Origin of the sequence: Streptomyces viridifaciens, assembly GCF_001888885.2 — a bacterium.
GTDB classification, from domain to species: domain Bacteria; phylum Actinomycetota; class Actinomycetes; order Streptomycetales; family Streptomycetaceae; genus Kitasatospora; species Kitasatospora aureofaciens.
In genome coordinates this window covers 2,184,465-2,210,220 of sequence record NZ_CP090841.1, presented here as the reverse complement: position 1 = coordinate 2,210,220, position 25,756 = coordinate 2,184,465, and the positions used below count along the sequence as shown (strand labels likewise).

The window sequence follows — 25,756 nt, the reverse complement described above, 5'->3', positions numbered from 1 at the left end:
CCGCCGGCCGTCGCCGAGAAGGCGTCGGCGGGCGACCGGACACCGAGGAGAACACCCGTGGCTCGCCACATCTACGCCTGCCCGCTGCGCTGGTCCGACATGGACGCCTTCGGGCACGTCAACAACGTGGTCTTCCTGCGCTACCTGGAGGAGGCCCGGATCGACTTCATGTTCACCCAGGCCGCCGAGGCCGGGGCCGGGGAGTTCGCGGGCGGCTCGGTGGTGGCCCGCCACGAGATCGACTACAAGCGCCCGCTGGTGCACCGGCCGGAGCCGGTCACCGTCGAGACCCGGGTGACGCACATCGGCAGTGCCTCGCTGACCGTCTCCTACGACATCAAGGACGTCCACCCGGACGGTTCCGAGACGGTGTACGTCCGGGCCTCCACCGTGGTCGTGCCCTACGACCTGGCCGAGGGCCGGCCGCGCCGGATCTCGCCGGTGGAGCGGGAGTTCCTGTCCCGGTTCATGGACGAGGCCCCGGCCGTCGCGGCCGTCTGAACGTCCCAGGACCCCCGAACCGATTGAGCTGAGCCGCGTTGACCGTCACCGCCCGCCTCGCCCTGACCGACACCGGTGAGGCCGCAGACCTCTCCGCCTTCCTGCTGCGCCTGCTGCGCTTCGACAAGGCGGCGGCCGTGCGGCTGCAGGCGGTCGGTCCGGCCGGGGAGGACGGCGTGCTGGCGGTCTTCGGACGGCTGCCGCTGGGCGGCTCGGGCGCGCTGGCGGTCCGCACCGCCCGGCTGGACGGCCTGGACGAGCCGGTCGATCTGACCGTCTCGGCGGGTCAGTTGCTGGACGGGGTGGACGCCGAGGCGGGCGTCGTCGAGCTGCCCGCGCCGGTGACCGGCCCGGCCTGGGCCGGGCTGCTGCCGCCGCGGGCGGGCTGGCGGCCGGTCGGCGCCCCGCCGGTGGCCGAGGTGTATCCGGAACTGATGGCCGGGGTGAGGGAGTTCCGCGAGCGCAGCGAGGCCGTCCCGGCGCACCACCGCACCCGTGCGGTGCTGGACCAGCTGGCGGACGAGATCTGGTCCCGGCCGGTCGGGGTGCTGCCGGAGCTGCCGCTGCGCGCGGTGCACGCCGCGTACGTGATCGGCTTCCTGAAGCCCGGCGCCCCGCTCTCGGTGCACCGGGCGGGCGGCTGGCTGCGGCTGAGCGCCCCGGCGGGCTCGGTGGTGGTGCGGACCGCGGCCGCGCCGGGCGCGGGGCTGGGGCTCAGCCCCCTGCGGTAGCCGGCAGCGACCGCTCAGCCCGTCAGCCCGGGGTGTTGATCATCGACGCGGCGGCGTAGACCAGGTAGTCCAGCAGCTGGTGCTCGAGCTCGGCCGGCAGTTCCAGGCTCGCCACGGCCGCGCGCATGTGCGTCAGCCAGGCGTCGTGCGCCGCCTTGTCGACCTTGAACGGCGCGTGCCGCATCCGCAGCCGCGGGTGGCCGCGCCGGTCGCTGTAGGTGCGGGGGCCGCCCCAGTACTGCATCAGGAACAGCGCCATCCGCTCCTCGGCCGGGCCGAGGTCCTCCTCGGGGTACATCGGCCGCAGCAACTCGTCCTGGGCGACGCCCTCGTAGAAGCGGCGGGTGAGGAGCCGGAAGGTGGGCTCACCGCCGACCTGCTCGAAGAAGGTCTCCTCGCTGAACGTGCCTCGTCCGATTTCTGTCACCCGACCATGGTCGCAGACGCCGACGGGGTCGTACACCGGGACCAACGGCGTACGACCCCGCAGGGTTCGGTGATCAGTGGAGGGGGTCAGGAGCGGGCGACAGTCAGGCGTCCTCCCACCTGAACAGCTTCCAGGCGATGCCGGTGAGGACGGCCGCGAAGAGCAGCAGTCCGCCCATGGTCGGCAGGGCGTCCGTCACGCCGCCGCCGCGGGTCAGGACCGACTGGGCGGAGTCGACCAGGTAGTGCAGCGGCATGACCTTGGAGACGGTCTGGAGCCAGCCCGGGGCACCGTCCATCGGGAAGAACGAGCCGGACAGGAAGGACATCGGCAGCACGATGACCTGAGAGATGCCGTTCGCCGCCTCCTCGGTCCTGGCGACCGAGCCGGCCAGCAGGCCGATCGACATGAAGGCGAGCGTCGCGCAGGCCACCAGCGGGAGGACCAGCCACCAGTTGCCGGTGAGCTTGAGCCCGAAGAAGCTCGTCGCGACGACCAGGAAGACGCCGGTCTGGAGGAACGCGGTCAGCAGCGAGACCAGGATCCTGGAGCTGACCACCGTGCCGGCGCTGATCGGGGCGAGCCGCAGTCGGCGCAGCACCTTGGTCTTGCGCCAGTTGACCAGGGTCAGCGCGGCGCCGAACACCGCGCCGGTGGCGACGGCCCAGCCGAGCAGACCGGGGGTGAGGAACTGGATCGGCTTGAGCGACTTGTCCTCGACCTGCTGGGCGTCCACCACGTAGGCCGGCGCCTGGTGGGTGGCCTGCTGGTTGGCCTCCTGGACCACCGAGTTGAAGATGCCCTGGAGCGCTCCGGCGCGGACCTGGTCGGCGGCGGTGTAGCGCAGCTCGACCTTGCCGTCCGCACCCTGCGTGATCATCGCGTCGAAGTCGCCCTTGCGGACCTTCTCCAGCGTGCCGGCCTCGTCGTCGGTGCGGGTGATGGTGAGGACCTTGTCCAGCTCGCTCCGGCCCTCGCCCGTCATCGAGTCGAACAGTTTCACCGCGCCGACCTGGGCGACCTTGGCGTGCGGGGTGCTGGAGCCCTTGGTCACGCTGCCGAAGAACACCAGGAACACCAGCGGGAACAGCAGGATGAAGAAGGTCGCGGTGCGGTCCCGCTTCATCCCGAGCAGCATCGCGCGGGACAGGCTCCAGAACGCGCTGACCCGCTCCCGCCCGTCGGCGGCGTCGGCCGAACCCCCGCGCGGGGCGGGCACCTTCGGCTCGGTGGAAGTGGTGGTGGTCATGCGCGGAACTCCCGTCCGGTCAGCTGGAGGAAGACGTCCTCCAGGGTGGCGCCGCGCACTTCGAGGCCGCGCAGCGCGTTCTGCTCGGCCAGCACGCTGAGCACCGGGGCCGGGAGGCGGGTGGAGACGGAGAGCGAGACGGTGTCGTCCTCCAGGGTGGCGACGTCGGCGCCGGCCGCGGCCAGCAGCTCGCGGGCCCGCTCGACCGGCAGCTGGCCGGAGGCCACGCTGATCCGGACGGTGTCGTCGATCTCGCGGATCAGCGCCGCCGGGGCGCCGGTGTGCAGGATCCTGCCGTGGTCCATGATCGAGACCCGGTCGCAGAGCACCTCGGCCTCGTCCAGGTAGTGGGTGGTCAGGACGACGGTGCGGCCCTCGTCGTTGATGTCCCGCAGGAGGTCCCAGAGGTTGCGGCGGGCCTGCGGGTCGAGGCCGGTGGTGGGCTCGTCCAGGAAGACGAGCTCCGGATCGTGGGCCAGCGCGCAGGCGATCGACAGGCGTTGGGCCTGGCCGCCGGACATCTGTTCGGTGAGGGTTTCGGCCTTGTCGGCGAGGCCGACCCGCTCCAGCATCGCATCGGCCCGCTTGGGACCGACCCCGTAGAACGACGCGAAGGTGCGGATGGTCTCCCGGGCCGTCAGTTTCCGGAAGAAGGCGGAGGCCTGGAACTGAACGCCGATCCGCGGCAGCAGTTTCGGATTCCGCGGCCAGGGGGCCATCCCCAGCAGCTCGACCCGGCCCTCGTCGGGCTCGCGGACCCCCTCCAGGATCTCCATGGTGGTGGTCTTCCCGGCCCCGTTGGGGCCCAGGATCCCGTAGAACTCGCCGGCCTCGACGGTGAGCGACACCCCGTCGACGGCCTGCACATCCCCGTACCGCTGGCGGATGCCGTCAGCGGATATAGCAGCAGTCATGAAGCCAGAGAATAGGGGTTTCGGAGCGTCTTGTGCACATCGCGGACAGGGATTTGCGGATTTCCTGAGGAAGGGAAGAGAAAACCGGGCCGGGAGGAATTGTCGAATTCCTCCCGGCCCGGCCGGTGTTGTCACTGACGGAGACTCAAACAGCAGGTCAGGCGCGGTGCACCGTGATCGTCGTCCAGGCGCCGACGTGGATCCGGTCGCCGTCGTTCAGCGGTACGGCGGTGTGCGGGGAGATCGGTTCCGCGCCGCCGTTCACGGTGGTGCCGTTGGTGGAGTCCTGGTCCACCAGCACCCAGCTGCCGTCCGCCTGTTCGGCGAGCAGCGCGTGCTGGTGGGAGGCGCCCGGGTCCTCCGGCGGTACCGACAGGTCGATCTCCGGGACGGTGCCCCGGTGCTGGCTGCGCCGGCCGATCCGCAGCTGGCCGCGGCCGGTCAGCGGGATGCGGCGCTCGGGGCAGTACGGCGGGAAGAAGAGTCCGGCCGCCTCGGGGCCGCTGCGGGCCATCATGTCGGTGAAGTAGTCGCGGTCGGCCGAGACCACGGCGATCCAGTTGGCCCGGACCGGTTCGGCCGGGACGGGCTCCGGCTGGCCCTGCGGCGGGGCCAGGTGGAAGGACGTGCCGAAGTCGCCGCCGCGGTTGTTCGGGCCGGGGCCGGCCGGCTGGGCGTACACCGGGCCGGAGTCCTCGCGCACCGGGGCCTCCGGGAAGGCACCCTCCGGCATGGGCCCCTCCTGCCCGTTGGCGGGCGAGGAGGGAGGGTAGCCGTAGGTGTGCGGGTACTCGGGGGCCGGCGGCTGCTGGTGCTGCGGCTGCTGCGACTGGTGGTGCTGCGGCGGCACGGGCGGGGCCTGCGGGGGCTGCGCGGTGCCGCCGTAGGCCGCCGGGATGTTCAGCGGCGGGGGCTGGGCCGGGCCGGGGGCGGCGGGCGCGGGCGCACCGCCGGCCGGCACCTGGCGGCGCGAGGGCGTGGACAGCTCGTAGTCGTAGCCGCACTCCTCGCAGAACCGGCCGGTCTGCGGGCTGCGGCAGATCGGGCAGACGGCCAGGCCCTCGGTGAGGCCCGCCGGCGAGGCCGGGGGCGGAACGGCCCCGGGCGGCGGGAACGCGCCGCCCGGCGGCGGGTAGGCCCCGGGCGGGGGGTACGCCCCGGGCGGGGGCGGCGGGACGGCTCCCGGCGGCGGGGGCGGCGGGGGCGGCGCACCGTAGGGCGCACCACCGTGCGGCGGGTGCCCGGCGGGCGCGCCGGGCGCGGGGTCGGCGCCGGGCGCTGCCGGGTAGCCCCCGTGGGCGCCGGGCGCCGGGACCGGCGGAGTCATCGGGAAGCCGCAGAAGTCGCACCAGTCCTCGGCCTGCGACTCGTGGCCCCTCGGGCAGATCGGCATCAGGTCCCCCTCGTTTCGGGCCGGTGCGGCGCGGCGTCGCGCCGGGCGGCCGGCCCGGTCACGTCTTCAGCGGTCACTTCGCGGTCACTTCTTCACACGTACCGTCTTGGTCGACCGGGTCTCAAGGGTCATCGAGTCGGCCTCGCTCACGTTCTTACGGAACCGAACCGTACCCTCCTTCGGGTCGACCACGTCCACCACCTTCTGCAGCAGCTTGTAGGTGCCGTCGTTCCCGGTCGCGTGGGCGATCCGGACGGCGGCTCCCAGCTTGGCGGTGGCGGTGTCGACGTCCCCGGCGCGGTGGGCCTCCAGGCCCTGCTGGATCGAGGAGGCGAGCTCGGCCTGTCCGGTGTAGTGGGCGACCTGCGGGCTGATCCGGGTGGAGGAGGCCAGGTCGTCCGTCCAGACGGCCTTGACCAGGCCCTGGCTGAGCACCTCGGGGGTGCCGCCGCCGACCTGCGGGGGCAGTACCAGGCTGACCCGGGCGGCGAGCATCTCGTTGCCGACCGAGGCGGCCGGGACCTCGACGCAGACGTGGTAGTCGCGGCTCTCGTCGCCCCAGGAGCCGGTCGGGTAGTCGCCCGCCCGGGGGCCGGCCTCGGCACGGCGCCCGGTGAGGTCCTCGACCGCGGGCGCGACCTGCTTGACGAACTTCACCGTGGCGTTGGCCGGGGTCCAGATCCGCAGGGCGACGTCGGCGACCTGCTTGCCCATCGCGCCGGTCATCATCGAGCGGAAGTCCTCGGCGAGGCCGGAGGGCTCGGCGACGATGTCGGTGGTGCCGAGCAGCGCCGAGGAGATCTTGCGCAGCTCGTCGATCCGCCAGTCGGTGCCCACGCCGCGGCAGTCGGCGGTGAAGTGGCCGGTGACCCGCTCGATGTTGCGGGCCAGGTCCTCGGCCGACTCGTGCTCGTTGTTGCCGTCGGTGAGCAGGATGGCGTGCCGGATGGCGATGTCGCGGCGGGTGAGGAAGAGCTTGTCGGCCTTGGCCAGCCAGGTGCCCATCGCGGTGCCGCCGGCGGCGGTGAGGCGGCGCAGCGACTCCTTGGCCTGCTCCCGGGTGCTCGGCGAGGCGGTCGCGAGGGTGCCGTCGCCGGGGTAGATGTCGCGGGCCTCGTGGGTGCCGGCCACCACGGCGAAGGCGGTGCCGTCGCGCAGGGCGTCGATGGCGGCGGCGGTGGCCTCCCGGGCGCCGTTGATCTTGGTCTTCGGGTAGTCCATCGAGCCCGAGCAGTCGACCAGGATCACCACGGCCGCGTCGGTGTCGCCGCGCTGCGGACCGGCGTCGGTCATCCCGAGCGGTCGGCCGCCGGAGGTGCCGCCGCCGGTGGAGGTGACGGTGACGATGGCGTTCACCTCGCGGGCGCCGTCGGCCAGGTACTCGTTCTGGAAGATCTCCACGTCGAACCTGGGCAGGTTCGGCTTCGCCAGTGTTGCCATGGGGCGGTGGCTCCCGTCGGGTGAGGGGCGGATGCGATCGGGTCGGTGGGGCGGTCCGGCGGTCCGGCGGACGACGGCTGTCGGGCCGCGTCGGGCCGATGGGCCGGTCGCGGACGGCCGGCCGTCCGGTCAGGCGGTCGGCGGGTGCGGCGGGACGGGCGGAACGGCGGGCGGCGAGGCCGGGGCCGGAGCCGGGGGAGCCGGGGGAGCCGCCGGAGGTGCGGGCGCCGCCGGCGGGGCGGCAGGGGCGGTCGGCACCGTGGGCAGCGGGGCCGCCGGGGAGCCGATCACCGGGAGGTCCGGCAGGGTCGGCTCGTAGTCCGGGTCGTCCCCGGGGGCGCCCCCGGCGGCGGACGGGGTGATCACCTTCAGGTCCAGCGCGGTCGGCGTCTCCTCGGCCTCCTCGACCGAGACCGCCGGCGGGTCGATCGGCAGCACCGCGACGGTGATGTTGTCGTGCCCGCCGGCCGCCACCGCGAACTTCACCAGGGTCTGCGCCGCCGCGAGCGGCTCGGTGCGGGCGTCCGGCCGGACGAAGTACGCCAGGTCGGTGGCCGCCTCGGCGTAGTTCCACAGCCCGTCGGTGCAGATCAGCAGCACCCCCGGGACGTGCGGGGTGAAGTCGAGGGTGTGCGGCACGACCTCCTCGGCGTCGGCGCCGAGCCAGCCGGTGATCGCATGGGCGCGCGGGTCGGCGTACGCCTCGGCCTCGCCCATCAGCCCGGCCTCGACCATCCGGGCCGCCCAGGAGTCGTCCTGGGTGAGCCGGAAGGGGACGGCGGTGGTGCGGTCGTCCGGGATCCAGTACGCCCGGGTGTCGCCCACCCAGCCGATGGTGATCCGGCCGCCCGCCGCTACGGCGCTGACGAAGGTGCAGGCCGGCGCGTTGACGTCGGGCCGGGCCGGCCCGGCACCGTCGGTGGCCAGGTCGGCGACGGCCCGGGCGGCGTCGGCGACGGCCGCGCGCATCGCCTCCTCCGGGTCCCGGCCGGCCTCCAGCGAGGTCAGCAGGGACTCCGAGGCGGCGTCGACGGCGGTCTCCGAGGCCTCGTCCGGGCGGTCGGAGGAGGAGACGCCGTCGCACACCACGGCGACCACGACCGGCTCCCCGCCGGGCAGCGAGCTGGCGGCGACCGTGAAGAAGTCCTCGTTGCGGTGGTGGCGCACGCCGCGGTCGCTGACCCCGGCGACGCCCGCGAGGGCCTTCTCCATGTGGTCGCGCGGGCGCGGCTGGGCGCTGCCGCAGCCCTCGCAGTAGCCGTCCTCGGTGACCTGCGGCTGCCCGCAGTTCACGCAGACCGGCCCGCGCGGCGGCGGTACGGCTCCACCGCGGGCGGCGGCCCAGCCGGCGGGCATCGCGCCCGGGGCCGTCCGGCCGTCCCGGCCGGTCCCGCAGTGCCCGCAGAAGGCGTCGTCGGGGTCCATCGGCTCGGAACAGCTCGGGCACTCGGTCTGCTGCGGCATCGGCTACACCCACGTCCTGGGGCGGGCCCGGTTGGCCCGTTCCACCATCTCGATCCTGGTCTCGGCCCGGTCGGCCAACCGGGCGAGTACCCGGTAGGACTGTTCCAGGGCGAAGCGCAGTTCCCGCTCCACCGCGGGACGTCCCAGTACCACCAGGTCGGCGCCCTGCTGCGCCCCGGCCGAGCCGGCGCCGACCCAGTCGAGGGCGGCGCCGAGCACCTCGACGGAGAGCTCCTCGCGGCGGCGGTCGTCCAGCCGCAGCGCGGTCAGCTGCGCGGAGCAGGCGGCGAGGTCGACGGCCAGCGGGTCGGTGGCGGCCCGTTCCCGCAGCCGGGCGCGGACGGCGGCGATCCGGGCGGCGGTGTACTGGCTGGAGGTGGCCGGGACGGACTCCAGCACGCGCACCGCGCCGGGCCGGTCGTCCTCGGCGAGGCGGACCCGGGCGAGGCCGAAGGCGGCGCTCAGGTAGGCGTGGTCGGTGGTCCACACCAGGCGGTAGAACTCGGCCGCGTCGCCGTCGTCGTCGAGCAGTTCGGCGCAGATGGCCAGCGCGAGCTTGGGCGCGGCCTCGCCGGGGAAGGCGTCGTAGACCGCGTCGAAGGCCTCGGCGGCGGCGCGCAGCCCGCTCTCGCCGCCGTCCGCCGACCCGACCAGGGCGACCAGGCCGCGGTACCAGACCACCCGCCAGTCGTCCGGGTGGTCCTGCTCCAGCTCGGCGAGCTTCTGCACGGCCGTGCCGTGGCGGCCGAGTTCGAGCAGGGCGCGCAGTTCGCGCAGCCGGCTCTCGACCGAGACGGCGGGGGCGCCGCCGAGCGCGACGAGCGCCTCCTCGGGGTCGGTCGCGAGCAGGGTGGCGAGGAAGCCGGCGTTGGGGTCGCCCGGGTCGACCCGGGGGACGGGCAGGGCGAGGGCGGCGGCGGACGGGTCCGGGGTGCCCACCCGGAGCTGCCCGGGCCGGGTGCTGGGCAGCACCAACTCGGTGTCGACGACGCGCAGTTCGGGGCCGAACAGGGTGGACAGCGCGGGCCGGGGCCGGTCGTCCTGGAGGGCCAGCACCTCCCGCAGCACGCCGGTGAGCTGGTCGGCCATCTCCTCGGCGGAGGAGAAGCGGCGGGCCGGGTCCGGGTCGGTGGCGCGGACCAGGAAGCGGTAGTACGACTCGTACCTGGCGAAGACCTCGACGTCCTCGGGGCCGGGCAGCGAGTCGCGGTAGGTGGTGCTGTAGCCCTGGAAGTCGAAGGTGAGCACCGCGAGGGTGCGGGCCACCGTGTAGAGGTCGGAGGCGGGGGAGGGGCCGTCGGTGGCGATCTCCGGGGCCTGGTAGCCGATGGTGCCGTAGATCGGGCCGTCGTCGTCGAAGCGGCGGACCGCGCCCATGTCGATGACCTTGAGCGTGTCGCCGCTCTGGATCACGTTGTCGATCTTGAAGTCGCAGTAGACCAGGCCCCGGCCGTGCAGGTATCCCAGCGCGGGCAGCGCCTCCAGGGCGTACGCGATCGCCTGCTCGACCGGCAGCGGCTCGCGCCGGCCGTCCGGGGTGCGGCGGTCGTTGGCGATGTCCTTGAGCGACTTTCCGCCGACGAACTCCATCACGATGTAGCCGTCGGTGGAGCCGGTGCGCAGGTCCGGGTGCTCGGCGAAGTTGATGATCCGGACGATGTTCGGGTGGTCCACCTCGGCCAGGAAGCGCCGCTCGGCGACGGCCGCGGCGAGCGCGTCCTCGTCCCCGGTGTCCAGCAGGCCCTTGAGCACCACCCACTTGTCGTTGACCCGCCGGTCCACCGCCAGGTAGATCCAGCCGAGCCCGCCGTGCGCCAGGCAGCCGACCACCTCGTACTGCCCGCCGACCAGGTCGCCGCGGCGCAGCTTTGGCGTGAAGGAGTACGGCGTGCCGCACTTGGTGCAGAAGCCGTCCGGGCGGCCGGGCAGGCCGTTCTTCTCCCGGCCCACCGGGGCCTCGCACTTGGAGCAGAACCGCTTGCGCTCGGGCACCTCGGGGTTGACCAGCACCGCCTGCGCCGGGTCGGCCGTCGCCACCGTCGGCACGGTGACCAGACCGGCGCCCAGCCGGTTGCGGGTGCCCGCACTGACGCTGCCGCGGGTGGAGCGCACCGAGACCGAGCGGCTGCTGCCGGTGCGGGTCGAGCGGTGCGAGCGGGAGCGGCCGGACATCGAGCGGGCGGAGCCGGTGCGGGCCGACAGCGAGCGGATCGAGCCGCTGCGGGCCGAGTCCGGGCTGACCCGGGCGGACGGGACGTAGGGCTGGGTGACGCCGGTGTCGGGGCCGGGCGGGGTCAGCCCGCACTCGTCGCAGTAGCCGTCCGGGTCGATGGTGCCCGCGCAGTCCCGCGGGCACGGGGAGCCGGGGCCGGCGGCGGCCGGCGGGGGCGCGGTCGTTCCGGTGGTGCCCGCGGGGGCCACCGTGGAGGTCCCCGCCGGGGTCAGCCCGCACTCGTCGCAGTAGCCGTCGGCGTCGATCCTGCCGTTGCCGGAGCAGTCCGGCCGTACGCACACCTCGCCCATCAACCTCAGCCCCCCTGTACCTGTCCGTCGACCGGCGGCCGGCCGGCCGCGTCGTGTGCCTGTGCGCCCTCGTGTGCCGGTGCGCCCTCGTTCACCTGCGCGCCCCCTGAGGCCTCGGTCTGGGCCGGGCGCAGCGACTGCTGGAAGCGGGCCACCGCGGCGGCCGCCGCCCGCAGGTCGCAGGGCGCGCTCCACAGCAGCCAGCGCGCCTTCTCGTACCGTTCGATCACCTCCGGGTCCTCGGCGACCCGCATCCGGGCCGCCATCGCCTTGTAGGCGTCCAGCCGGCCGCGCAGTTCGGCCCGGACGGCCAGCGGCTGGGTGACCTCGGTGAGCGACTGCCGGGCCCGGGACAGCTCCTTGGCGGCGGCGTCCTCCAGCGCGTCCAGCAGCGGTGCCAGCCGGCCCCACTGCCCGCCCTGGCGCAGCTCCAGCGCGGTGACGATCCGTTCGCGCAGCGCCGAGGCCGGCCCGGGCACGGCCGGGACGTCGCTGGAGGCTATCTTCGCCAGCACCTCGCCGCGCGCCCGCCGGGCCTCGGCCAGGGTGGCGTCGGCCCGCTGGAGCAGGTCGCCGACGCCCTGCAGGCGCTCCTCGGCGTCGTCGCGCAGCCGCAGTAGGTTCTCCAGCTCCAGCCGGACGCCGTCCAGCGCCCGCCCGGCCCGGTCGAAACGCTCGGTGTCCACCACCCCGGAGGGGGTGGCGAAGGCCTCGCCCTCGGGCACCGTGCCGCGCTGGGCGGGCACCCGGGCCGGGCGCCACAGCGCCAGCGGGTCCTCGCGGACCTCGGTGCGCAGCTCGGTGAGGTCGCGGGCGAGCCCGGTCAGGTCGTCGCCCAGCGGGTGGCCGCCGGCGCGCACGCCGAGCGAGGCGGCCAGGGTCTGCACCCGGTGCAGCTCGGCCAGCAGCAGGTCGATCCGGGCCGGCAGCGCCGACCAGACCGCGTCGGCGGCGCTGACCACCTCCAGCACGGTGGCGTACCAGGAGTTCATCCGGGCCATCAGCGCGTCCAGGCTGACCCGCTCGACCAGTTTGGCGGGAGCGCCCAGCAGTTGGGGCCCGTCCGGCAGCGCGCCGCCCGGGACGGTCACCGCGTCCCCGGTCAGCAGCTCGCTCAGCTCGGCGAGTTCGGGGCCGCCGGGCTTGGCCTTGCGGGCCCGGACCGCGCGGGCCGAGGCGAGCGCCTCGGAGTAGCGGTCGAACAGTGCCCAGAGCAGCGGCAGGCCCTTGCCGGCGACCGACCAGCGCTCCAGGGTCCGTCCGGTCAGTTCGGCGCCGTCCAGCAGCCGCAGGCCCGGGTGGTCCTGCAGGGCGAGCAGCGCCGACTCGACCGCGTCCCGCTCCGCGCCGAGGCGCGCCAGCGCGCGGTCCACCTCCTCCCGGCTCAGTACCGGGCCAGCCGATGCCGCCACCGCGGTGTCCTTCCTTCCTCGCGCGGGGCCGCCGTCGCGTGCGACGGCCGGTCCCGCGACAACCCCCGTGTCCCACCACCGGTCTCCCCGTGGTGATCGTCCCGAACCCTAGCCGGTGGGTGTCCGGGCGGTGCGGGCGCGGGGCGTCAAGACGCCGTCAACACCCCGCGTCCGCACCGGTCCGTACGCGATGCGGCGCCCCGCCGCCAGGGCCTGTACGGGTGCGGTCCTCAGTGCGGGACCGGCCAGTAGTGCTCGGCGTCGTTCAGCATGTACGGCTTCAGCCAGCGGTCGTAGCTGCGCCCCCACTCGCCGCCGGCGTGGTAGTCGGCCAGCACCTGGTTGACCCGCGCGGTGAGGTCCGTGCTGCCCTTGAGCATGGCGACGCCGATCACCTCCGGCTGCACGTCGCCGTCCACGATCCGCACGGTCTGGTCCTGCGCCGCCTGACCGGCCGCCAGGCCGTCGTCGGTCATGGTGGCGTCGACCTTGCCGAGCTGCATCAGGACCAGGCAGTCCAGCTGGTTCTCCACGACCGTCAGGTGGGCGCCGGCGTCCTTCTTGGCGCCGTTCTTGGCCGGGTCGAAGACGTCGGCGGCCGTCGACCCCTTGGCGACGCAGACGTTCCTGCCGCCGATCGCCTCGTCGAGGTTCTTCGCCGGGGAGGTCTTCGGGACCAGCACCCGCTGGGTGATGCTGAAGTACGGCTTGGAGAAGGCGACGTCCTCCATCCGCTTGCAGTTGACGGTCATGGTGCGGACGATCAGGTCGACCCGGTTCTTCTGCACCGCGTCGACCCGGTCGGCGGTGGCCACCGGCTTGAGCACCACCTTCTCCGGGTCGCCCATGATGGCGGTGCCGATCGCCCTCGCCAGGTCGATGTCGAAACCCTCGATCTGGCCGGTGTTCGGGTTACGGGCGCCCCAGCGGTAGCTGTTCTGGTCCACGCCGATCACCAGGCTCCGCCTGGCCTTGATGGCCTTCACCGCCGGACCGTCCACCGAACTCGGCGGCACGCTGGCGTAGATGTCGCAGGTGTCGGACTGGGCCTGCTGCTGCTGGGTCTGCTGGACGGCCTGCGGCGCGCCGGTCGCGGCGGTCGGCACGGCGCCGGAGGGCCCGCCCCCGCCGAGCACGGCCGCGCAGGCGGCCAGCACGGCCAGCGCCGCGGCGCTCCTGGTCGGTACGGTTGTGCTGCGCATCTGTTCCGTTCCCCCTTACCGGTACTCGGCGAGTCGTCGGCCCAGGCCGCGCAGCGCGGCGGCCGCGGCCACCAGGCCGAGCACCGCGGCGGCGCCGGCCGCCAGGCGGAGGTCCCCGGCGGTGCCGTAGGCGGCGGCCTCGAACCGGGCCTGTTCGATGTCGGCGGCCTGGGCGAGCGCCCGGTCGGTGCCGTTGAAGGCGGCGTCGGCGGTGCTGGTGGTGTCGGTGGCCGACACCGTCTTGTTCAGGGCGCCCTGGTAGTCGGCGTCGCCGACCTCGGCCTTGAGCGCGTCCTGGTACCGGTCCTGCCAGGAGTCGTACTGGTCGGCGGCGGTGGCCAGGGCCTGGTCGGCGGCGCCCGGAGCGAGGGCCAGTGCGTTCGGCAGCGAGCCGCTGCGCCGCCGCATCGGGGTCGACCTGCCGGCGATTCCGGCCAGGCGCTTGGTGGCGTCCGCGTACTGGCCGTTGTAGGTGGCCGTGGAGCCGCGCGCGACCAGGTTCAGGTTCTCCGCCAGCCGGGCGCTCAGCACGTCCACCCGGGCCGCGTTGAGCGCCCGCAGCGGGGTCGCGCCCTCGTGGTCGCTCCTCTCCAGGGCCGAACCGGTGGTCACTCCGGCCACGGCGAGCCAGAGCGTGCCCGCCAGCACGGCGGCGGTGGCGCCCAGCAGACCGACGTTGAACACCCGGTTGGTGCGGCGGAACAAGGTCACCTGCACCCACCCCAGCGCGGCCAGGGTCAGCACCGCCAGGCCGTACGCGCCCCACGGCACCGACCGGGCCGCGGTGTAGTCGTCCGCCAGCTCCCTGGTCTCGATGGTGTTCAACTCGGCGGCGGCCGGCAGCAGGACGGTCTGCATCTGCTCGGAGGCGTACCGCAGGTAGGCGCCGCCGAGCGGGATGCCCTGCCGGTTGTCGGCCCGCGCGGATTCCACCAGACCGGCGTACACCGGGAGTTGCTGGTTCAGCCGGGAGAGTGAGTCCTGGGCCGGGGAGGTCTCGGTGGTCCGGGCGGCGGCCTGGGAGATCAGCTTGGCGGCCTGGGCGAGGTCCTGCTCGTAGCGGGCCCGGACGTCCCTGGGCTCGGTGCCGGCCAGCAGGAAGCCGGAGGACGCGGTGGTGGCGGCGTCGGCCAGCGAGCGGTGGATCTCGGCCGCGTCCCGGCTCAGCGGCTGGCTGTACGAGACCACCCGGTCGGCGGCGGACGCCCTGGTCTCCAACTGCCAGGCGGTGAGCCCGCCGAAGGCCACGGTGAGCACGGCGAGCACCACCCCGGCCAGCCGCAGCCGGCCCGGGGGCGTCCGGGTGGCCTGCGCCAGCCGGGCGCGCACACCGCGCTCGGACCTGCCTGGACCGGGGTGTTTCACGGGCGTACCGGCTGCTCCGGCAGCGGGAACGCCGGGCGGAGCCGCGCTCCGTCCCGCTGCCGCCGGTGCCGCCCCCGGTACGGGCGGTGGCGCGCTCGGCCGCGCCGGGAACGCGGCGCCCGGTGCGCCGTTGCCTACTGGTGTTGCCACCCGCCTCATCCTCCCCTGGGGTCGGACCCGACACCCGGGGCCCGACCGATGGCAGCAGTATGGCCGTGACTCCCTGCGGCCACACCTGACTTGCGCTGGTCTTGAGCATGTCGTGCACGGTTTCTGCACGCTTCCGTACGGCTCGTACCGTTCGTGCCGGCTCGTGATGCCCGAGGTGGCTCGTGATGGCCTGAGGTGGCTCGCACCGGCTCGCACCGGCTCGGGCCGGCCGTGCGGAGAGGTGGCGATCCGTGCGACGCGGGCGGCGCCCCGCACGGTTCCGCGCCGCGGTCGCACACCACGGTTCCGCGCCGCGCTGATCCCGGGTGAGGCACCCCGCCCCTCCGTACCATGGGCCCATGCGACTGCTTGGAACGATCTCGCCCGACCGCCCGCTGCTCGTCGTGGCGGTCCGCGAGGAGGCCGCCCACCTCGACGACCGGCTGCCCGTGCTGCTCACCGGGATGGGGAAGGTCAACGCCACCGCGTCCCTGGCCACCGTGCTCGCCCAGGGTGAGCATCCCTCCGAGGTGATCAACCTCGGCACCGCCGGTGCGCTGCGCCCCGGCTGGGAGGGCATCCACCACGTCGTCCAGGTGATCCAGCACGACCTGAACAGCGAGGTCCTGCGGGCCCTGACCGGCCGCAGCTACGGCGACCCGCTGGTCGTCGGCCGGGGCGATGGCCCGGTGCTGGCCACCGGCGACCTGTTCGTCGACTCCCCGGCGGCCAAGGAGCGGCTCGCCGAGCACGCCGACCTGGTCGACATGGAGGGCTACGCCGTCGCCACCGTCGCCCACCGGGCCGGGGTGCCGGTGCGGCTGGTCAAGTACGTCAGCGACGAGGCCGGGGACGGCGCGGGGCACACCTGGCGGGAGTCGGTCGACGACTGCGCCCGGCACCTCGCGGACTGGGTGCACGCACAGGGTTGGTGACGGTTCACCAGGCGAGTGCGGGTGGTTAGGCTGGCGCGGTGACCGAGAACACCGCGACCCAGAACACCGCGCCCCTTGGCGCCGCGCCGGGCAAGCTCTCCGACAGCCGTCCGCCGACGATGAACGCCGACGAGCGGACCACCCTGCTGGCCTTCCTCGACTACCTGCGCGAGGCCGTGATCGCCAAGGTCGACGGCCTCGGCGACGAGGACGCCCGGCGCCCCGGCGTCGCCTCCGGCACCAGCCTGCTGTGGCTGGTGCGGCACCTGACCGTGGTCGAGCACAACTGGTTCGAGTGGGCCTACGGCGGGCTGGGGGAGCAGGGGCCCGTCGACAGCGAGGCGGCCGTCCCGGCCGACCTCACAGTGGCCGCGGCGGTCGCCGCCTACCGGGACGCGATCGCCCGGGCGAACGCGGTGGCCCAGGCCGCCCCGGACCTCGACCGGCCCGGGGCGCGCTCGCTGCGGCCGGACGCCGCCGAGGGGCCGTCGCTGCGCTGGGTGCTGGTGCACATGATCGAGGAGACCGGGCGGCACGCCGGGCACGCGGACATCATCCGCGAGCAGCTGGACGGGGCCGTCGGGCGCTGAGTGGGCCGAGTGCGGCGGGGGCGGCCGGGGATCCGGCCGCCCCCCTGTCGTCCGGGCTCAGTCCCGGAAGGCCGAGAGGTCGAAGGAGGCCAGCCGCTCCTGATCGACGATGACGTCGATCGCGGCGATCGCGCCGTCCACGACGGTGAACGCCATGATCGACAGCGCCCGGCCGTTGTCGCCGATGACCACCGCGCCCGCGGTGCCGTTGACCAGCGCGGGGCGGGCGAACGGCGACAGCTTGCCCCACAGCACGGCCTGCCCCGCCACCGTCGCGGCGCCGTTGAGTACCACGGTGTGCCGGGCCTGGCCGACCCCGCCGTCCGAGCGCAGCACCACGTCCGGGTCGAGCACCGCGAGCAGGGCGTCCAGGTCGCCGTTGCGGGCGGCGGCGAAGAAGGCGTCCACCGCGCGGCGCTGGCGGCCCAGGTCCGGGTCGGGTGCGGGCGCCTGCCCCTGCACCTTGCGGCGGGCCCGGCTGGCCAGTTGGCGGGTCGCGGCCGCGGTCTTCTCGATCAGCGGGGCGATCTCCTCGAACGGCACCGCGAACAGGTCGTGCAGCACGAAGGCGACGCGCTCGGCGGGTGACAGCGACTCCATCACCACCATCAGCGCCAGACCGACGGAGTCCGCGAGCATCACCTCCTGCTCCGGGTCGACCACCCCCTCGCGCCGCAGCAGCGGGTCCGGGATGCGCTCGGGGCCGCCCGCGCCGTCCGGTCCGGTCGGCTGCAGCGGCTCCTCGCGGCGCGCGGCGCGGTCGCGCAGCTGGTTCAGGCACACCCGGGAGACCACCGTGGTCAGCCAGCCGCCGAGGTTGCCCACCGCACCGGTGTCGGTGCGGTCGTAGCGCAGCCAGGCGTCCTGGAGCGCGTCCTCGGCCTCGCTGATCGAGCCGAGCATCCGGTACGCGACCGCGCGAAGGTGCGGGCGGTGCTCCTCGAACAGCGCGGTCCGGCCGGATCGTTCATCGACCGTCTCGTTCACAGTGTCACCAGATCTCTCCCGGGATGCCCCCGGCATCGGGGCGGCTTTCTACGGTCCTCGGCTCGGAGCCACGCAGGGGCCGAGCCGTCCTGTCCGTTCTGGCTCACATTCTCTTTCCTTGTCAGTGGGCGCTGTCAGGGGCGGAAGATCAACTCTCCGCTCGGAGCGAACAGGAGGCCGGCGGCGCGAGTTGTCGTTGCGGCGCCGTAGGGTGACCGCCATGTCGTTCCTCGAGCGCCTCCGGGCGACCCCCGCCACCGTCGACTACCTGCTCTGGCCGGGGGACTTCTCCCTCGACGCCTACTCGCACGTGGAGGAGGTCGTGCTCGCCTCCGGGGAGCGCCTGGAGGAGGTGGCCAAGTGTGGCGCGGGCGGCACCTTCTTCCTGTGCGGTGAGGGCGGCGACGAGCGGCCCGTCCTGTACGCGGACTCCGAGGGCGGGGCTGCGCTGCTGGCGGTCGGGCTGGAGGAGATGGTCCGGCTGGTGCTCGCGGTGCCGTGGTGGCGGGACTGCGTGCGGTTGACCGAGGAGGAGAGCGCGGAGGCGGCCGAGGACCATCTCGCCGACGAGCCCGACCTGCTCGCCGACCGGGACGCGGCCGCCGCCGCGATCGGCCTCGAAGTGCCCACCGCCGCAGAGGCGTTGGCGCGGCTCCGGGAGGTCGTGGTCGGCCTCGGGGCGTCGTACGTCCTGCTCAACGCGGTGGAGGGCAACGCCTACGAGCCGATCTTCAGGCCCTGACCGCGGTCTTCTCCGCGGCGTCGAGGACCGTCCGCGTGGTGACGACCTTGGCGAAGCGCATCGCGTGCAGGGTGGTCGCGGTGGCGCGGGCCAGCTCGGCGGCGGGCACGGTGGTGCCGTCGGGGCCGGTCATGTCGAAGGAGTGCATGGCGTCGGTCGGGAAGATCGCGTCGTAACCGAGGTTGCCGGCCATCCGGGCGGTGGTCTCGTTGCACACGTTGGTGATGATCCCGGTGATCACCAGCTGTCGGCTGCCGCGCTCCCGGAGCCAGGCGTGCAGGTCGGGGGTGCCGTAGAAGGCGCTGTTCACGGTCTTGGTGATGTGCAGGTCGGGGGTGATCCCGGCGACGAAGTCCTTGAGCGCGTGACCGGGCGTGCCCTCGACCAGCGGCCCGACCCGGGAGGCGTGCTGCACGGTGACGATCGGGCGGCCGGTCGCCTGCCAGGCGGTGATCAGCTCGGCCATCCGCTGCTCGGCCTCCGGGTTGTCGCGCGGGCCCCAGAAGTCCCGGTCCTCGAAGCCCCGTTGGACGTCGATGAGGAGCAGGACGGCGTCGGGGTCGAGGGTGAGCGGGGCGTCGAAGGCGTCGGTGTTCGTCATGGGTCCATCGTGCGGGCCGCCGGCGGGGCGGGGTGATGGGCAGGAACGCCGGTCATCGATAGGTTCCCGCCATGCGAACTGTGGGCTGCCTGATCTTCGACGGCGTACGGGCCTTCGACTACGCGGTGATCGGCGAGGTGTGGGCGAACCGGGCCACCCGGCCCGGCGTGCCCGCCTTCGACCTGCGGGTCTGCGGCCCGGTCGGGGCCCGGGTGCGGCTGGGCGGCGGGCTGGAACGCGTCCCCGACCTCGGGCTCGCGGCGCTGGCGGCCTGCGACCTGGTGGTGGTCCCGGGCGTCGAGGACCCGGCCGCCCGGCGGCCCGCGGAGGTCCTGGACGCCCTGCGGGCCGTCTCCTCCGCCGGCGTCCCCGTCGCCTCGCTCTGCGCCGGCGCCTTCGTCCTCGCCGAGGCCGGGCTGCTCGACGGCCGAGAGGCCACCACCCACTGGGCCCTCGCCCCCGAACTCGCCCGCCGCCACCCGGCGGTGACCGTCCGCCCGGAGGTGCTGTTCACCGGCGGCGACGGGGTGTGGACCTCGGCCGGAGTCGCGGCGGGCATCGACCTCTGCCTCCACCTCGTCCGCACCGCCCACGGCCAGCAGGCCGCCGCCGCCATCGCCCGCGCCATGGTCACCGCCCCCTTCCGGGCGGGCGGCCAGGCCCAGTTCATCCCCAGCCCGGTGCCTCCGGTTGACGAGGACGACCCGCTCGCCCGCGTCCGCGCCGAGATCCTCGCCGCCCTCGACACCCCCTGGACCGTCCGCCGGATGGCCGCCGCGGCCCTGATGTCCGAACGGACCTTCGCCCGCCGCTTCACCGCGACCACCGGCACCACCCCGCTGCGCTGGCTCCTCGACCAGCGCATCCTCACCGTCCAGCGCCTCCTGGAGGAGACGGATCTGCCGGTCGACACCGTCGCCACCCGCTGCGGCTTCGCCTCGGCGGTGTCGCTGCGACCGGTGTTCGTCAAACGGGTGGGCGTGGCACCGCGGGAGTACCGCAGGACCTTCCGGGGGCGGGAGGAGGGGTAGGGCGCGTCCGGTGCCGTTCGGCTCAGCGGCCCCGGAGGCGGGCGGTGAGCGAACGGGCAGCGGCGGCTTCCGGGGAGTCGGCGGCGCCGAGACGGGCGAGCAGGTCGAGCACCTCGTCGTACTCGGTACGGGTGAGCGGCACCGCCGAGGCGTCGGGCGTGCCGGTCGCGAGAACCGGGTTGTCCGACTGGATGACGCGGCCGTTGATCGTGACCTGGCCGCTGATCCGGTAGCCCACGGCTTCCCCCGGGGCGGATTGACGGTCCGTCGAAACGTGATGGACGGGGTCAGAGGAGGCGGCGCAGGAGGCGGGACTTGAGGGGGGTGAAGGGCGGGTAGGCCGGGCGGAGGGGGTCGGCGAGGAGGGGCTTGTCGAGGACGGACTTGGTGTGGCTGAAGGTGTCGATGGAGTGGGCGCCGTGGTAGCGGCCGAGTCCGCTCTCGCCGACGCCGCCGAAGGGGAGGCCGGGGACGGCGATGTGGGCGTTGGGGACGCCGAAGGCGAGGGCTCCGGAGGAGGTGGCGGTGGTGAGGCGGCGCTTGGTGGCGGCCGAGGCGGTGAAGGCGTAGAGGGCGAGGGGTTTGTCGCGGGCGGTGATGAAGGCGATCGCGGCGTCGAGGTCGGGGACGCGGACGATCGGCAGGACGGGGCCGAAGATTTCCTCGCGCATCACCGGGGCGTCCGGGTCGACGTCGGCGAGGACGGTCGGGGCGAGGTAGCGGTCGGCGCGGTCGTGGTCGCCGCCGGTGACGAGGCGGCCGTCGGAGAGCAGGGCGGTCAGGCGGTCGAAGTGGCGCTCGTTGACGATGCGGCCGTAGTCGGGGCTGTCGGCCGGGTTGGTGCCGTACATCTCGCGGACGGCGGCGGTGAGATGGGCTTCGAGCGGGGGCGCGGTGGCGCCGATGGCGAGGACGTAGTCGGGGGCGACGCAGGTCTGGCCGGCGTTCATGAACTTCCCCCAGGCGATCCGGCGGGCGGCCGTGGCGAGGTCGGTGCCGGGTTCGACGACGACGGGGCTCTTGCCGCCCAACTCCAGTGTGACGGGAGTGAGATGGCGGGCGGCGGCGGTCATCACGATGCGGGCGACGGTGCCGTTGCCGGTGTAGAGGACGTGGTCGAAGCGCTGTTCCAGCAGGGCGGTGGTCTCCGGCACGCCGCCCTCGACGACGGCGACGGCCTGCCCGTCGAGGGCGCGGGGCAGCCAGTGGGCGATGGCGGCGGATGTGGCGGGGGCGAGTTCGCTGGGCTTGACCACCGCGCAGTTGCCCGCGGCGAGCGCGCCGACCAGCGGGGCGAGGGCCAGCTGCAGCGGGTAGTTCCACGGGCTGATGATCAGCACGGTGCCCAGCGGTTCGCGGACGGTACGGGCCCGGGCCGGCTGGAGCGCCAGCGGCACCGGAATGCGGCGCGGGCGCAGCCACCGGTCGAGGTGGCGCAGGGTGTGGTCGATCTCGCCGATCGTGAAGCCGATCTCGGTGGTGTACGCCTCGGCGGCGCTCTTGCCGAGGTCGGCCCGAAGGGCGGCGGCGAAGGTGGCCTCCTGCTCGACCAACAGGCTTCGCAGGGAGCGGAGTTGGGCCTTTCGCCAGGCGAGGGGCCTGGTGCGGCCGGTGGCGAAGGCGGCGTGGAGGCGGGAGACGGTCGCGGCGGTCTCCTCGCTCCGGGCGGGCGTGGCTTCGACGGAGAGGCTCATGCTGCCGAGCATAAACGAAACGAAACGCTTTCGTTTCTTGTTTTCGGTAAACTCCACGGCATGACGCACGGCACGACCTCGCCCCACCCCGCCGAACCCGCGCCCGCACCGCGCCGGGGCCGCCCTCGCGACGCCGCCCGCGACCGCGCCCTGCTGGACGCCACGCTGGCCGTCCTGGCGGAGAACGGCTACGGCGGGCTGACCACCGCAGCCGTGGCGGCCCGGGCCGGGGTCTCCACCGCGACCCTCTACCGCCGCTGGTCCTCCAAGGAGGAACTGGTGATCGCCGCCGCCGCGCTCCACGGGGAGAGCTCCTACGAGCAACCGGGTACCGGCACCCTGGAGGGTGATCTGCGGGTCGTCCTGCGCGAGAAGGCCGCCGCCATGACCGGTGAGCCCGGCCGGCTGATCCGCGCCCTGATCGGCGAGGCCGCCCACAACACCGCCCTGGCCGAGGCCTTGGTGACGGCCTTCCTCCAGCCGCTGTACGACAGGGTCGCGGAGGTGGTCCGGCGGGCGGTCGAACGCGGCGAGATCCCACCGCTCGACGGGGTGGAACTGCTCGGCGAGGTGGTCGTCGGCCCGGTGATGACCCACTTCCTGCTCACCCCGCGGCTGCCCGAGGACGTCGACCAGGCCACCGCCCGCGAGACCGCCGACCGCCTGCTGCCCTTCGCCCTGCGCGCGGTGGGGGGAACGCCCTGAACGAGTCCCCCGACGGGGCGCCGCGACGTCGAGGTTCCCCAGGTGATCCCGGCGTGGCCGACCGGACGGTGCCGGGCGGGAGCGCCGAGGGGTGCGCGGTGGCGGTGCGGGGCCTCGGTCGGCGAGCGCGAGGGGCTCAGCGGGTGAGGGTGAGGGCGAGGGTGGCGACGGCCAGGGCCAGGTAGCCGGCGGGGAAGTAGATGTTGTGGATGACCCGGGTGCGGAGGTGGGTCGCCACCGCGCCGATGTAGAACAGCACCAGCCCGACCGCGGCCGCCAGGCCCAACGAAGGGACGGCGAGCAGGCCGATCAGCAGTCCGGCGGCCCCGGCCGTCTTGAGCGAGGCCAGCCACGGGACCCACTCCGGCCTGACGTTCACCTCGGCCGAGTTGGCCAGGACGAACTCGGCCTTGGCGAAGTCGGCGGCGGCGATTCCGCCGTTGGCGGCGACGGCGACGACGGTCACGGTGACGAGGGCGATGGACATGGGGTTCCTTCGGGCAGGGGCAGGGGCAGGGGCAGGGGCAGGGGCAGGGGCAGGGGCAGGGGCGGGACGCGGAGGTCGGGTTTCGTGGGGGGGGCCTCGCCACCAAGCCTCTTCGGGGGGCTCCCCTTGCGTCCAATACCTGCTTCCATAACCTGGTGGAATGGATGTGGACACCCGGCTGCTGCGCACCTTCGCCGCCGTCGCCGAGGACGGCAGCCTGACCCGCGCCGCGGAGCGGCTGTACGTCTCCCAGCCCGCGCTGACCAAGCAGATCCGGCAGCTGGAGAGCCTGCTCGGCGTGCCGCTGTTCGTACGATCGCGGGCCGGGATGGCGCTCACCGTGGCCGGTCGGAGCCTGGCGACGCGGGTGCCGGGGCTGCTGGCGGACTGGGACGCGGTGCTGCGGGAGACCAGGGGCGCGGCGAGCCGCGCGGAGCGGGTGCTGAGGGTCGGCTTCCTGGCCAGCGCCGCCAACGAGGCGACGCCGGGCATCGTGGCCGGGTTCACCGCCCGGCAGCCGGGCTGGCGGGTCGAGATGCGGCACACGGCCTGGTCGGATCCGACCGCCGGCCTGGCCGCCGGGGAAGCCGATGTCGCGCTGCTGCGGCTGCCGTTCCCCGGACAGGACCGGCTGCGGGTGGCCGAACTGTTCACCGAACCGCGCTGGGTCGCACTGCCCTCGGCGCACCCGCTGGCCGCGCTGGAGGTGGTCCCGTTCCGTGAGCTGTGGGACGAGCCCTTCGTGGCGGCCCCGGCCGGGACCGGCCGCTGGCGGGACTACTGGGTCGCCGCCGACGAGCGGGAGGGGCACCCGGTCCGCTTCGGCCCGGTCGTCGAGCACCCGGACGACTGGCTGAGCGCCATCGCCAACGGCTACGGCGTCGCGCTCGCGCCCGAGTCCACCGCCCGCTTCTACGCCCGACCGGGGATCGCCTACCGGCCCGTGACCGGGGTGAGCCCGAGCCGGATCGCGGTCGCCTGGTCCCCGGCGGACGACGGGAACCCGGTGGTCCGGGCCTTCGTGGAGTGCTGTCTGGACGCCGTCGCCGAGGGGTGACCGGTGGCCGCCGAGCAGGGCGGAAGGGCTGCCGGAGGGGAGGCGGAGGCGAGGGGGAGGGGTGGCGGCCCTCAGCGCCGCCACCCCCATTGGCTACTCGGCACCACGCCGGTGGTTCATTGAGCCAAACCCCGCCTTGGGGTGAAACCGGGTGGGGATCCGGGCGGGGTTCCGTGGGGTTTCGGTGAGTGCCCCGTCGCGGGCGTGGGTCCGGACGGGGGCTCAGCCCGCGAGGGTGGCGCGCAGGCGCTTCTTGTCGGGCTTGCCGACGGAGGTCAGCGGGATCGCGTCCACCAGGTGCAGCGCCTCGGGGGCGTAGATGCGGCCCTTGTGGGCGGTGACGAAGGCGCGGACCTCCTCCAACTGCGGCCGCTGCCCCTGCGCGGGGACGACGGCGACGTGGACGTGCTCGGACTCCTGGGAATCGCGCACGCCGAAGACGGCGCACTGGGCGATCGCCGGGTGGGTGAGCAGCAGCTCCTCGACCTCGGTCGGGTAGACGTGGCCGCCGACGACGATGATCAGGTCCTTGAGGCGGTCGGCGAGGTAGAGGTAGCCGTCCGCGTCGAAGTAGCCGATGTCGCCGGTGTCCAGCCAACCGCCCCGCAGGACCTGGGCGGTGAGCTCCGGCTGCTTCCAGTACCCGGCCATCAGGGTGGCCGAGCGGACGTACACCTCGCCCTGTTCGCCGGCCGGCAGCACGGTGCCGTCGGCGGCGCGGATCTCCACCTCCACGTCGGGGAAGGGGCGGCCGACGGGGAGTGGACCGTCGTCGCCGAACCGCGCGTGCTCGGCGGGGGTGAGGAAGGCGATCTTCTGCGCCTCGGACATGCCGTAGAGGCTGACCAGGACTGGCCCGAACACCTTGAGGGCCTCGCGGATCCGGGTCGGGGAGGCGGCGCAGCCGCCGTAGTCGAGCCGTCGCAGGCTGGACAGGTCGGTGCGGCCGACGGCCGGGTGGTCGAGCAGCTGGTAGATCAGCGGGGGCAGCACCCACAGGTCGGTGATGCGCTCGCGTTCGATCGCGGCCAGCACCTCGCCGGGGTCGAAGGAGCGCTGGAGGACGACGGAGCCGCCGCGCTGGAGCGTCACGTCGGAGAACACCCCGGCGAGGTGGGCGAGGGAGGTGGCGGCGAGGAGGCGGGGCGGCTCCTCCTCGGGACGGCCGACGAGGGCGGCGTCGAACATGTCGCGGTAGGGGCCGTGCAGGCTGACGATGCCCTTGGGGATGCCGGTGGTGCCACCGGTGTGGCGGATGCCGAGGTCGTCGCCGGGATCGATGCGTACGGTGGGCTCCTCGGCGGGCCGGTGGGCGGAGGCGGCGATCACGTCCTCGCCGATGGCGCCCCCGCTCGGGCCGGGGCCGAGGGTGAGGACGGTCGGGACGTCGATCAGCGGGAGCAACTCGGCGGCGTCGGCGTGGCGTTCGGCGTCCACGAGAAGGACGGTGGTCTCCACGCTGGCGGTGATCTCGGCCAGCACCGGGGCGCTCATCCCGTCGTACAGGTTGACCACCCGCGCACCCGCGAGCCCCGCCGCGTAGCGGGCGCTGAGCGCCTCGGCGGTGTTGCCGGTGAGCAGGGTGACCGTCGCGCCGCGGCCCACGCCCCGGGCCAGCAGCTCGTGGGCGAGGCGGTAGGTGGCGGCGGCGAAGTCGCCGGCGGTGATCTCGACGCCGTCGGCGGTGGTGATGGCGCGCCGGTGCGGCTCGGAGACCAGGGACCGGAGGATCAAGGCGGGTGCGCTGACGAACTCCTGGTCGGTCATGGCCACTTCTTCCTTGTAGTTTGCAACCATGTCGTCAGGCTAACTCCACCCCCGTCCGGTGTTGTCGAGTTCAGGCCATGCCAGATCGCGAGACTGACGGGAAGTCGGTCGGACGGCGGAGGACCGGATCGGTGACGGCGTCCCCGTGCTCGTCCGGCGCGGTGACGATCACATAGCCCTGCCGGCCGGGGAGTTCGGGGACCAGCGCGCTGCGGCAGCCCGTGCTGTGACGGAGCTCGACCGCGACGGGCGCGCCGTCGAGGCGCAGTTCGCCGGTGGTCGGCGGGCCGTCGGGCAGGGCGGAGATCGGTCCGGTGCGCGGGTCGAAGTCGAAGCGGTCGGAGTTGGCGAGAAAGTTGTCGCCGAGGGGGCGGGCCCGCCGGAGAGGT

General features: G+C 74.2%; 24 protein-coding genes. 8 read left to right on the top strand and 16 right to left on the bottom strand.

What is annotated here, in order from left to right:
- Positions 1 to 57: 57 nt before the first annotated feature.
- Together BOQ63_RS17035 and BOQ63_RS17030 are read left to right on the top strand one after the other, a co-directional pair.
- Positions 58 to 501, top strand: a complete 444-nt coding sequence (locus tag BOQ63_RS17035; protein ID WP_030289101.1) for an acyl-CoA thioesterase — start codon at positions 58 to 60, stop codon at positions 499 to 501.
- A 38-nt stretch (positions 502 to 539) separates the two neighbouring features.
- Positions 540 to 1,232, top strand: a complete 693-nt coding sequence (locus tag BOQ63_RS17030; RefSeq protein ID WP_030289099.1) for a DUF8185 domain-containing protein — start codon at positions 540 to 542, stop codon at positions 1,230 to 1,232.
- 22 nt (positions 1,233 to 1,254) lie between these two features.
- Here the strand turns inward: BOQ63_RS17030 and BOQ63_RS17025 are convergent, their stop codons facing one another.
- The 10 genes from BOQ63_RS17025 to BOQ63_RS16980 all read right to left on the bottom strand — a co-directional run bounded on the left by BOQ63_RS17025 (position 1,255) and on the right by BOQ63_RS16980 (position 14,585).
- Complete coding sequence (locus BOQ63_RS17025) at positions 1,255 to 1,659, bottom strand: globin (protein ID WP_030289098.1); 405 nt, start codon at positions 1,657 to 1,659, stop codon at positions 1,255 to 1,257.
- 103 nt (positions 1,660 to 1,762) lie between these two features.
- Positions 1,763 to 2,908: an ABC transporter permease gene (locus tag BOQ63_RS17020; RefSeq protein WP_078867593.1), complete on the bottom strand. Its 1,146-nt coding sequence runs from the start codon at positions 2,906 to 2,908 to the stop codon at positions 1,763 to 1,765.
- On the bottom strand, positions 2,905 to 3,822 hold the full coding sequence (locus BOQ63_RS17015) for an ABC transporter ATP-binding protein (RefSeq protein WP_030289092.1): 918 nt from the start codon (positions 3,820 to 3,822) through the stop codon (positions 2,905 to 2,907). Before BOQ63_RS17015 ends, BOQ63_RS17020 begins: the two co-directional genes overlap by 4 nt.
- Positions 3,823 to 3,979: 157 nt before the next feature.
- Complete coding sequence (locus tag BOQ63_RS17010) at positions 3,980 to 5,215, bottom strand: FHA domain-containing protein (protein ID WP_030597422.1); 1,236 nt, start codon at positions 5,213 to 5,215, stop codon at positions 3,980 to 3,982.
- Positions 5,216 to 5,299: 84 nt separating this feature from the next.
- A complete protein-coding gene (locus tag BOQ63_RS17005) occupies positions 5,300 to 6,655 on the bottom strand; it encodes a vWA domain-containing protein (protein WP_030289088.1) in 1,356 nt (451 codons plus the stop codon).
- Positions 6,656 to 6,784: 129 nt separating this feature from the next.
- Positions 6,785 to 8,119 (bottom strand): PP2C family protein-serine/threonine phosphatase, encoded by a 1,335-nt coding sequence (locus tag BOQ63_RS17000; protein ID WP_063738010.1) that lies wholly within the window; start codon positions 8,117 to 8,119, stop codon positions 6,785 to 6,787.
- A gap of 3 nt (positions 8,120 to 8,122) precedes the next feature.
- On the bottom strand, positions 8,123 to 10,642 hold the full coding sequence (locus tag BOQ63_RS16995) for a serine/threonine-protein kinase (RefSeq protein ID WP_030289084.1): 2,520 nt from the start codon (positions 10,640 to 10,642) through the stop codon (positions 8,123 to 8,125).
- A gap of 5 nt (positions 10,643 to 10,647) precedes the next feature.
- Entirely contained in the window at positions 10,648 to 12,054 is a 1,407-nt protein-coding gene (locus tag BOQ63_RS16990; RefSeq protein WP_051747192.1) for a hypothetical protein, read from the bottom strand.
- A gap of 230 nt (positions 12,055 to 12,284) precedes the next feature.
- A complete protein-coding gene (locus tag BOQ63_RS16985) occupies positions 12,285 to 13,256 on the bottom strand; it encodes a glutamate ABC transporter substrate-binding protein (RefSeq protein ID WP_050366553.1) in 972 nt (323 codons plus the stop codon).
- Positions 13,257 to 13,271: 15 nt separating this feature from the next.
- Positions 13,272 to 14,585, bottom strand: a complete 1,314-nt coding sequence (locus BOQ63_RS16980; protein WP_223885957.1) for a GlnX family signal transduction membrane protein — start codon at positions 14,583 to 14,585, stop codon at positions 13,272 to 13,274.
- A 545-nt stretch (positions 14,586 to 15,130) separates the two neighbouring features.
- Here BOQ63_RS16980 and BOQ63_RS16975 point away from each other — a divergent pair.
- Positions 15,131 to 15,706: a nucleosidase gene (locus BOQ63_RS16975; RefSeq protein ID WP_030289077.1), complete on the top strand. Its 576-nt coding sequence runs from the start codon at positions 15,131 to 15,133 to the stop codon at positions 15,704 to 15,706.
- Between the two features lie 38 nt (positions 15,707 to 15,744).
- Positions 15,745 to 16,296 carry a DinB family protein gene (locus BOQ63_RS16970; RefSeq protein ID WP_318277867.1) on the top strand — a complete coding sequence of 184 codons (552 nt, stop codon included), beginning with the start codon at positions 15,745 to 15,747 and terminating at the stop codon, positions 16,294 to 16,296.
- 57 nt (positions 16,297 to 16,353) lie between these two features.
- On the opposite strand, the gene BOQ63_RS16965 is transcribed toward BOQ63_RS16970, so the two are convergent.
- Positions 16,354 to 17,283 carry a sigma-70 family RNA polymerase sigma factor gene (locus tag BOQ63_RS16965; RefSeq protein ID WP_223885956.1) on the bottom strand — a complete coding sequence of 310 codons (930 nt, stop codon included), beginning with the start codon at positions 17,281 to 17,283 and terminating at the stop codon, positions 16,354 to 16,356.
- Positions 17,284 to 17,503: 220 nt separating this feature from the next.
- Between BOQ63_RS16965 and BOQ63_RS16960 the strand changes: the two genes are divergently transcribed.
- Positions 17,504 to 18,025, top strand: a complete 522-nt coding sequence (locus BOQ63_RS16960; protein WP_072654568.1) for a hypothetical protein — start codon at positions 17,504 to 17,506, stop codon at positions 18,023 to 18,025.
- Here the strand turns inward: BOQ63_RS16960 and BOQ63_RS16955 are convergent.
- The gene (locus tag BOQ63_RS16955; RefSeq protein WP_030289068.1) at positions 18,015 to 18,626 is read right to left on the bottom strand and encodes an isochorismatase family protein; all 612 of its coding nucleotides are present in this window, start codon (positions 18,624 to 18,626) and stop codon (positions 18,015 to 18,017) included. The two genes, BOQ63_RS16960 and BOQ63_RS16955, sit on opposite strands and share 11 nt — an antisense overlap.
- A 71-nt stretch (positions 18,627 to 18,697) precedes the next feature.
- Here BOQ63_RS16955 and BOQ63_RS16950 point away from each other — a divergent pair, with 71 nt between their 5' ends.
- On the top strand, positions 18,698 to 19,657 hold the full coding sequence (locus BOQ63_RS16950; protein WP_030289067.1) for a GlxA family transcriptional regulator: 960 nt from the start codon (positions 18,698 to 18,700) through the stop codon (positions 19,655 to 19,657).
- A 22-nt stretch (positions 19,658 to 19,679) separates the two neighbouring features.
- Here the strand turns inward: BOQ63_RS16950 and BOQ63_RS16945 are convergent, their stop codons facing one another.
- Together BOQ63_RS16945 and BOQ63_RS16940 are read right to left on the bottom strand one after the other, a co-directional pair.
- On the bottom strand, positions 19,680 to 19,895 hold the full coding sequence (locus BOQ63_RS16945; protein ID WP_030289065.1) for a hypothetical protein: 216 nt from the start codon (positions 19,893 to 19,895) through the stop codon (positions 19,680 to 19,682).
- Between the two features lie 49 nt (positions 19,896 to 19,944).
- Positions 19,945 to 21,351 carry an aldehyde dehydrogenase family protein gene (locus tag BOQ63_RS16940; RefSeq protein ID WP_030289062.1) on the bottom strand — a complete coding sequence of 469 codons (1,407 nt, stop codon included), beginning with the start codon at positions 21,349 to 21,351 and terminating at the stop codon, positions 19,945 to 19,947.
- 60 nt (positions 21,352 to 21,411) lie between these two features.
- Here BOQ63_RS16940 and BOQ63_RS16935 point away from each other — a divergent pair, with 60 nt between their 5' ends.
- The gene (locus BOQ63_RS16935) at positions 21,412 to 22,056 is read left to right on the top strand and encodes a TetR/AcrR family transcriptional regulator (RefSeq protein WP_030289060.1); all 645 of its coding nucleotides are present in this window, start codon (positions 21,412 to 21,414) and stop codon (positions 22,054 to 22,056) included.
- A 136-nt stretch (positions 22,057 to 22,192) separates the two neighbouring features.
- Here the strand turns inward: BOQ63_RS16935 and BOQ63_RS16930 are convergent, their stop codons facing one another.
- Complete coding sequence (locus BOQ63_RS16930; RefSeq protein ID WP_030289058.1) at positions 22,193 to 22,543, bottom strand: DoxX family protein; 351 nt, start codon at positions 22,541 to 22,543, stop codon at positions 22,193 to 22,195.
- A gap of 160 nt (positions 22,544 to 22,703) precedes the next feature.
- Between BOQ63_RS16930 and BOQ63_RS16925 the strand changes: the two genes are divergently transcribed.
- Positions 22,704 to 23,600 (top strand): LysR family transcriptional regulator, encoded by an 897-nt coding sequence (locus tag BOQ63_RS16925; protein ID WP_072654567.1) that lies wholly within the window; start codon positions 22,704 to 22,706, stop codon positions 23,598 to 23,600.
- A 222-nt stretch (positions 23,601 to 23,822) separates the two neighbouring features.
- Here BOQ63_RS16925 and BOQ63_RS16920 read toward each other — a convergent pair whose 3' ends face one another.
- Positions 23,823 to 25,397 (bottom strand): AMP-binding protein, encoded by a 1,575-nt coding sequence (locus BOQ63_RS16920; RefSeq protein ID WP_223885955.1) that lies wholly within the window; start codon positions 25,395 to 25,397, stop codon positions 23,823 to 23,825.
- Positions 25,398 to 25,756 lie beyond the last annotated feature (359 nt).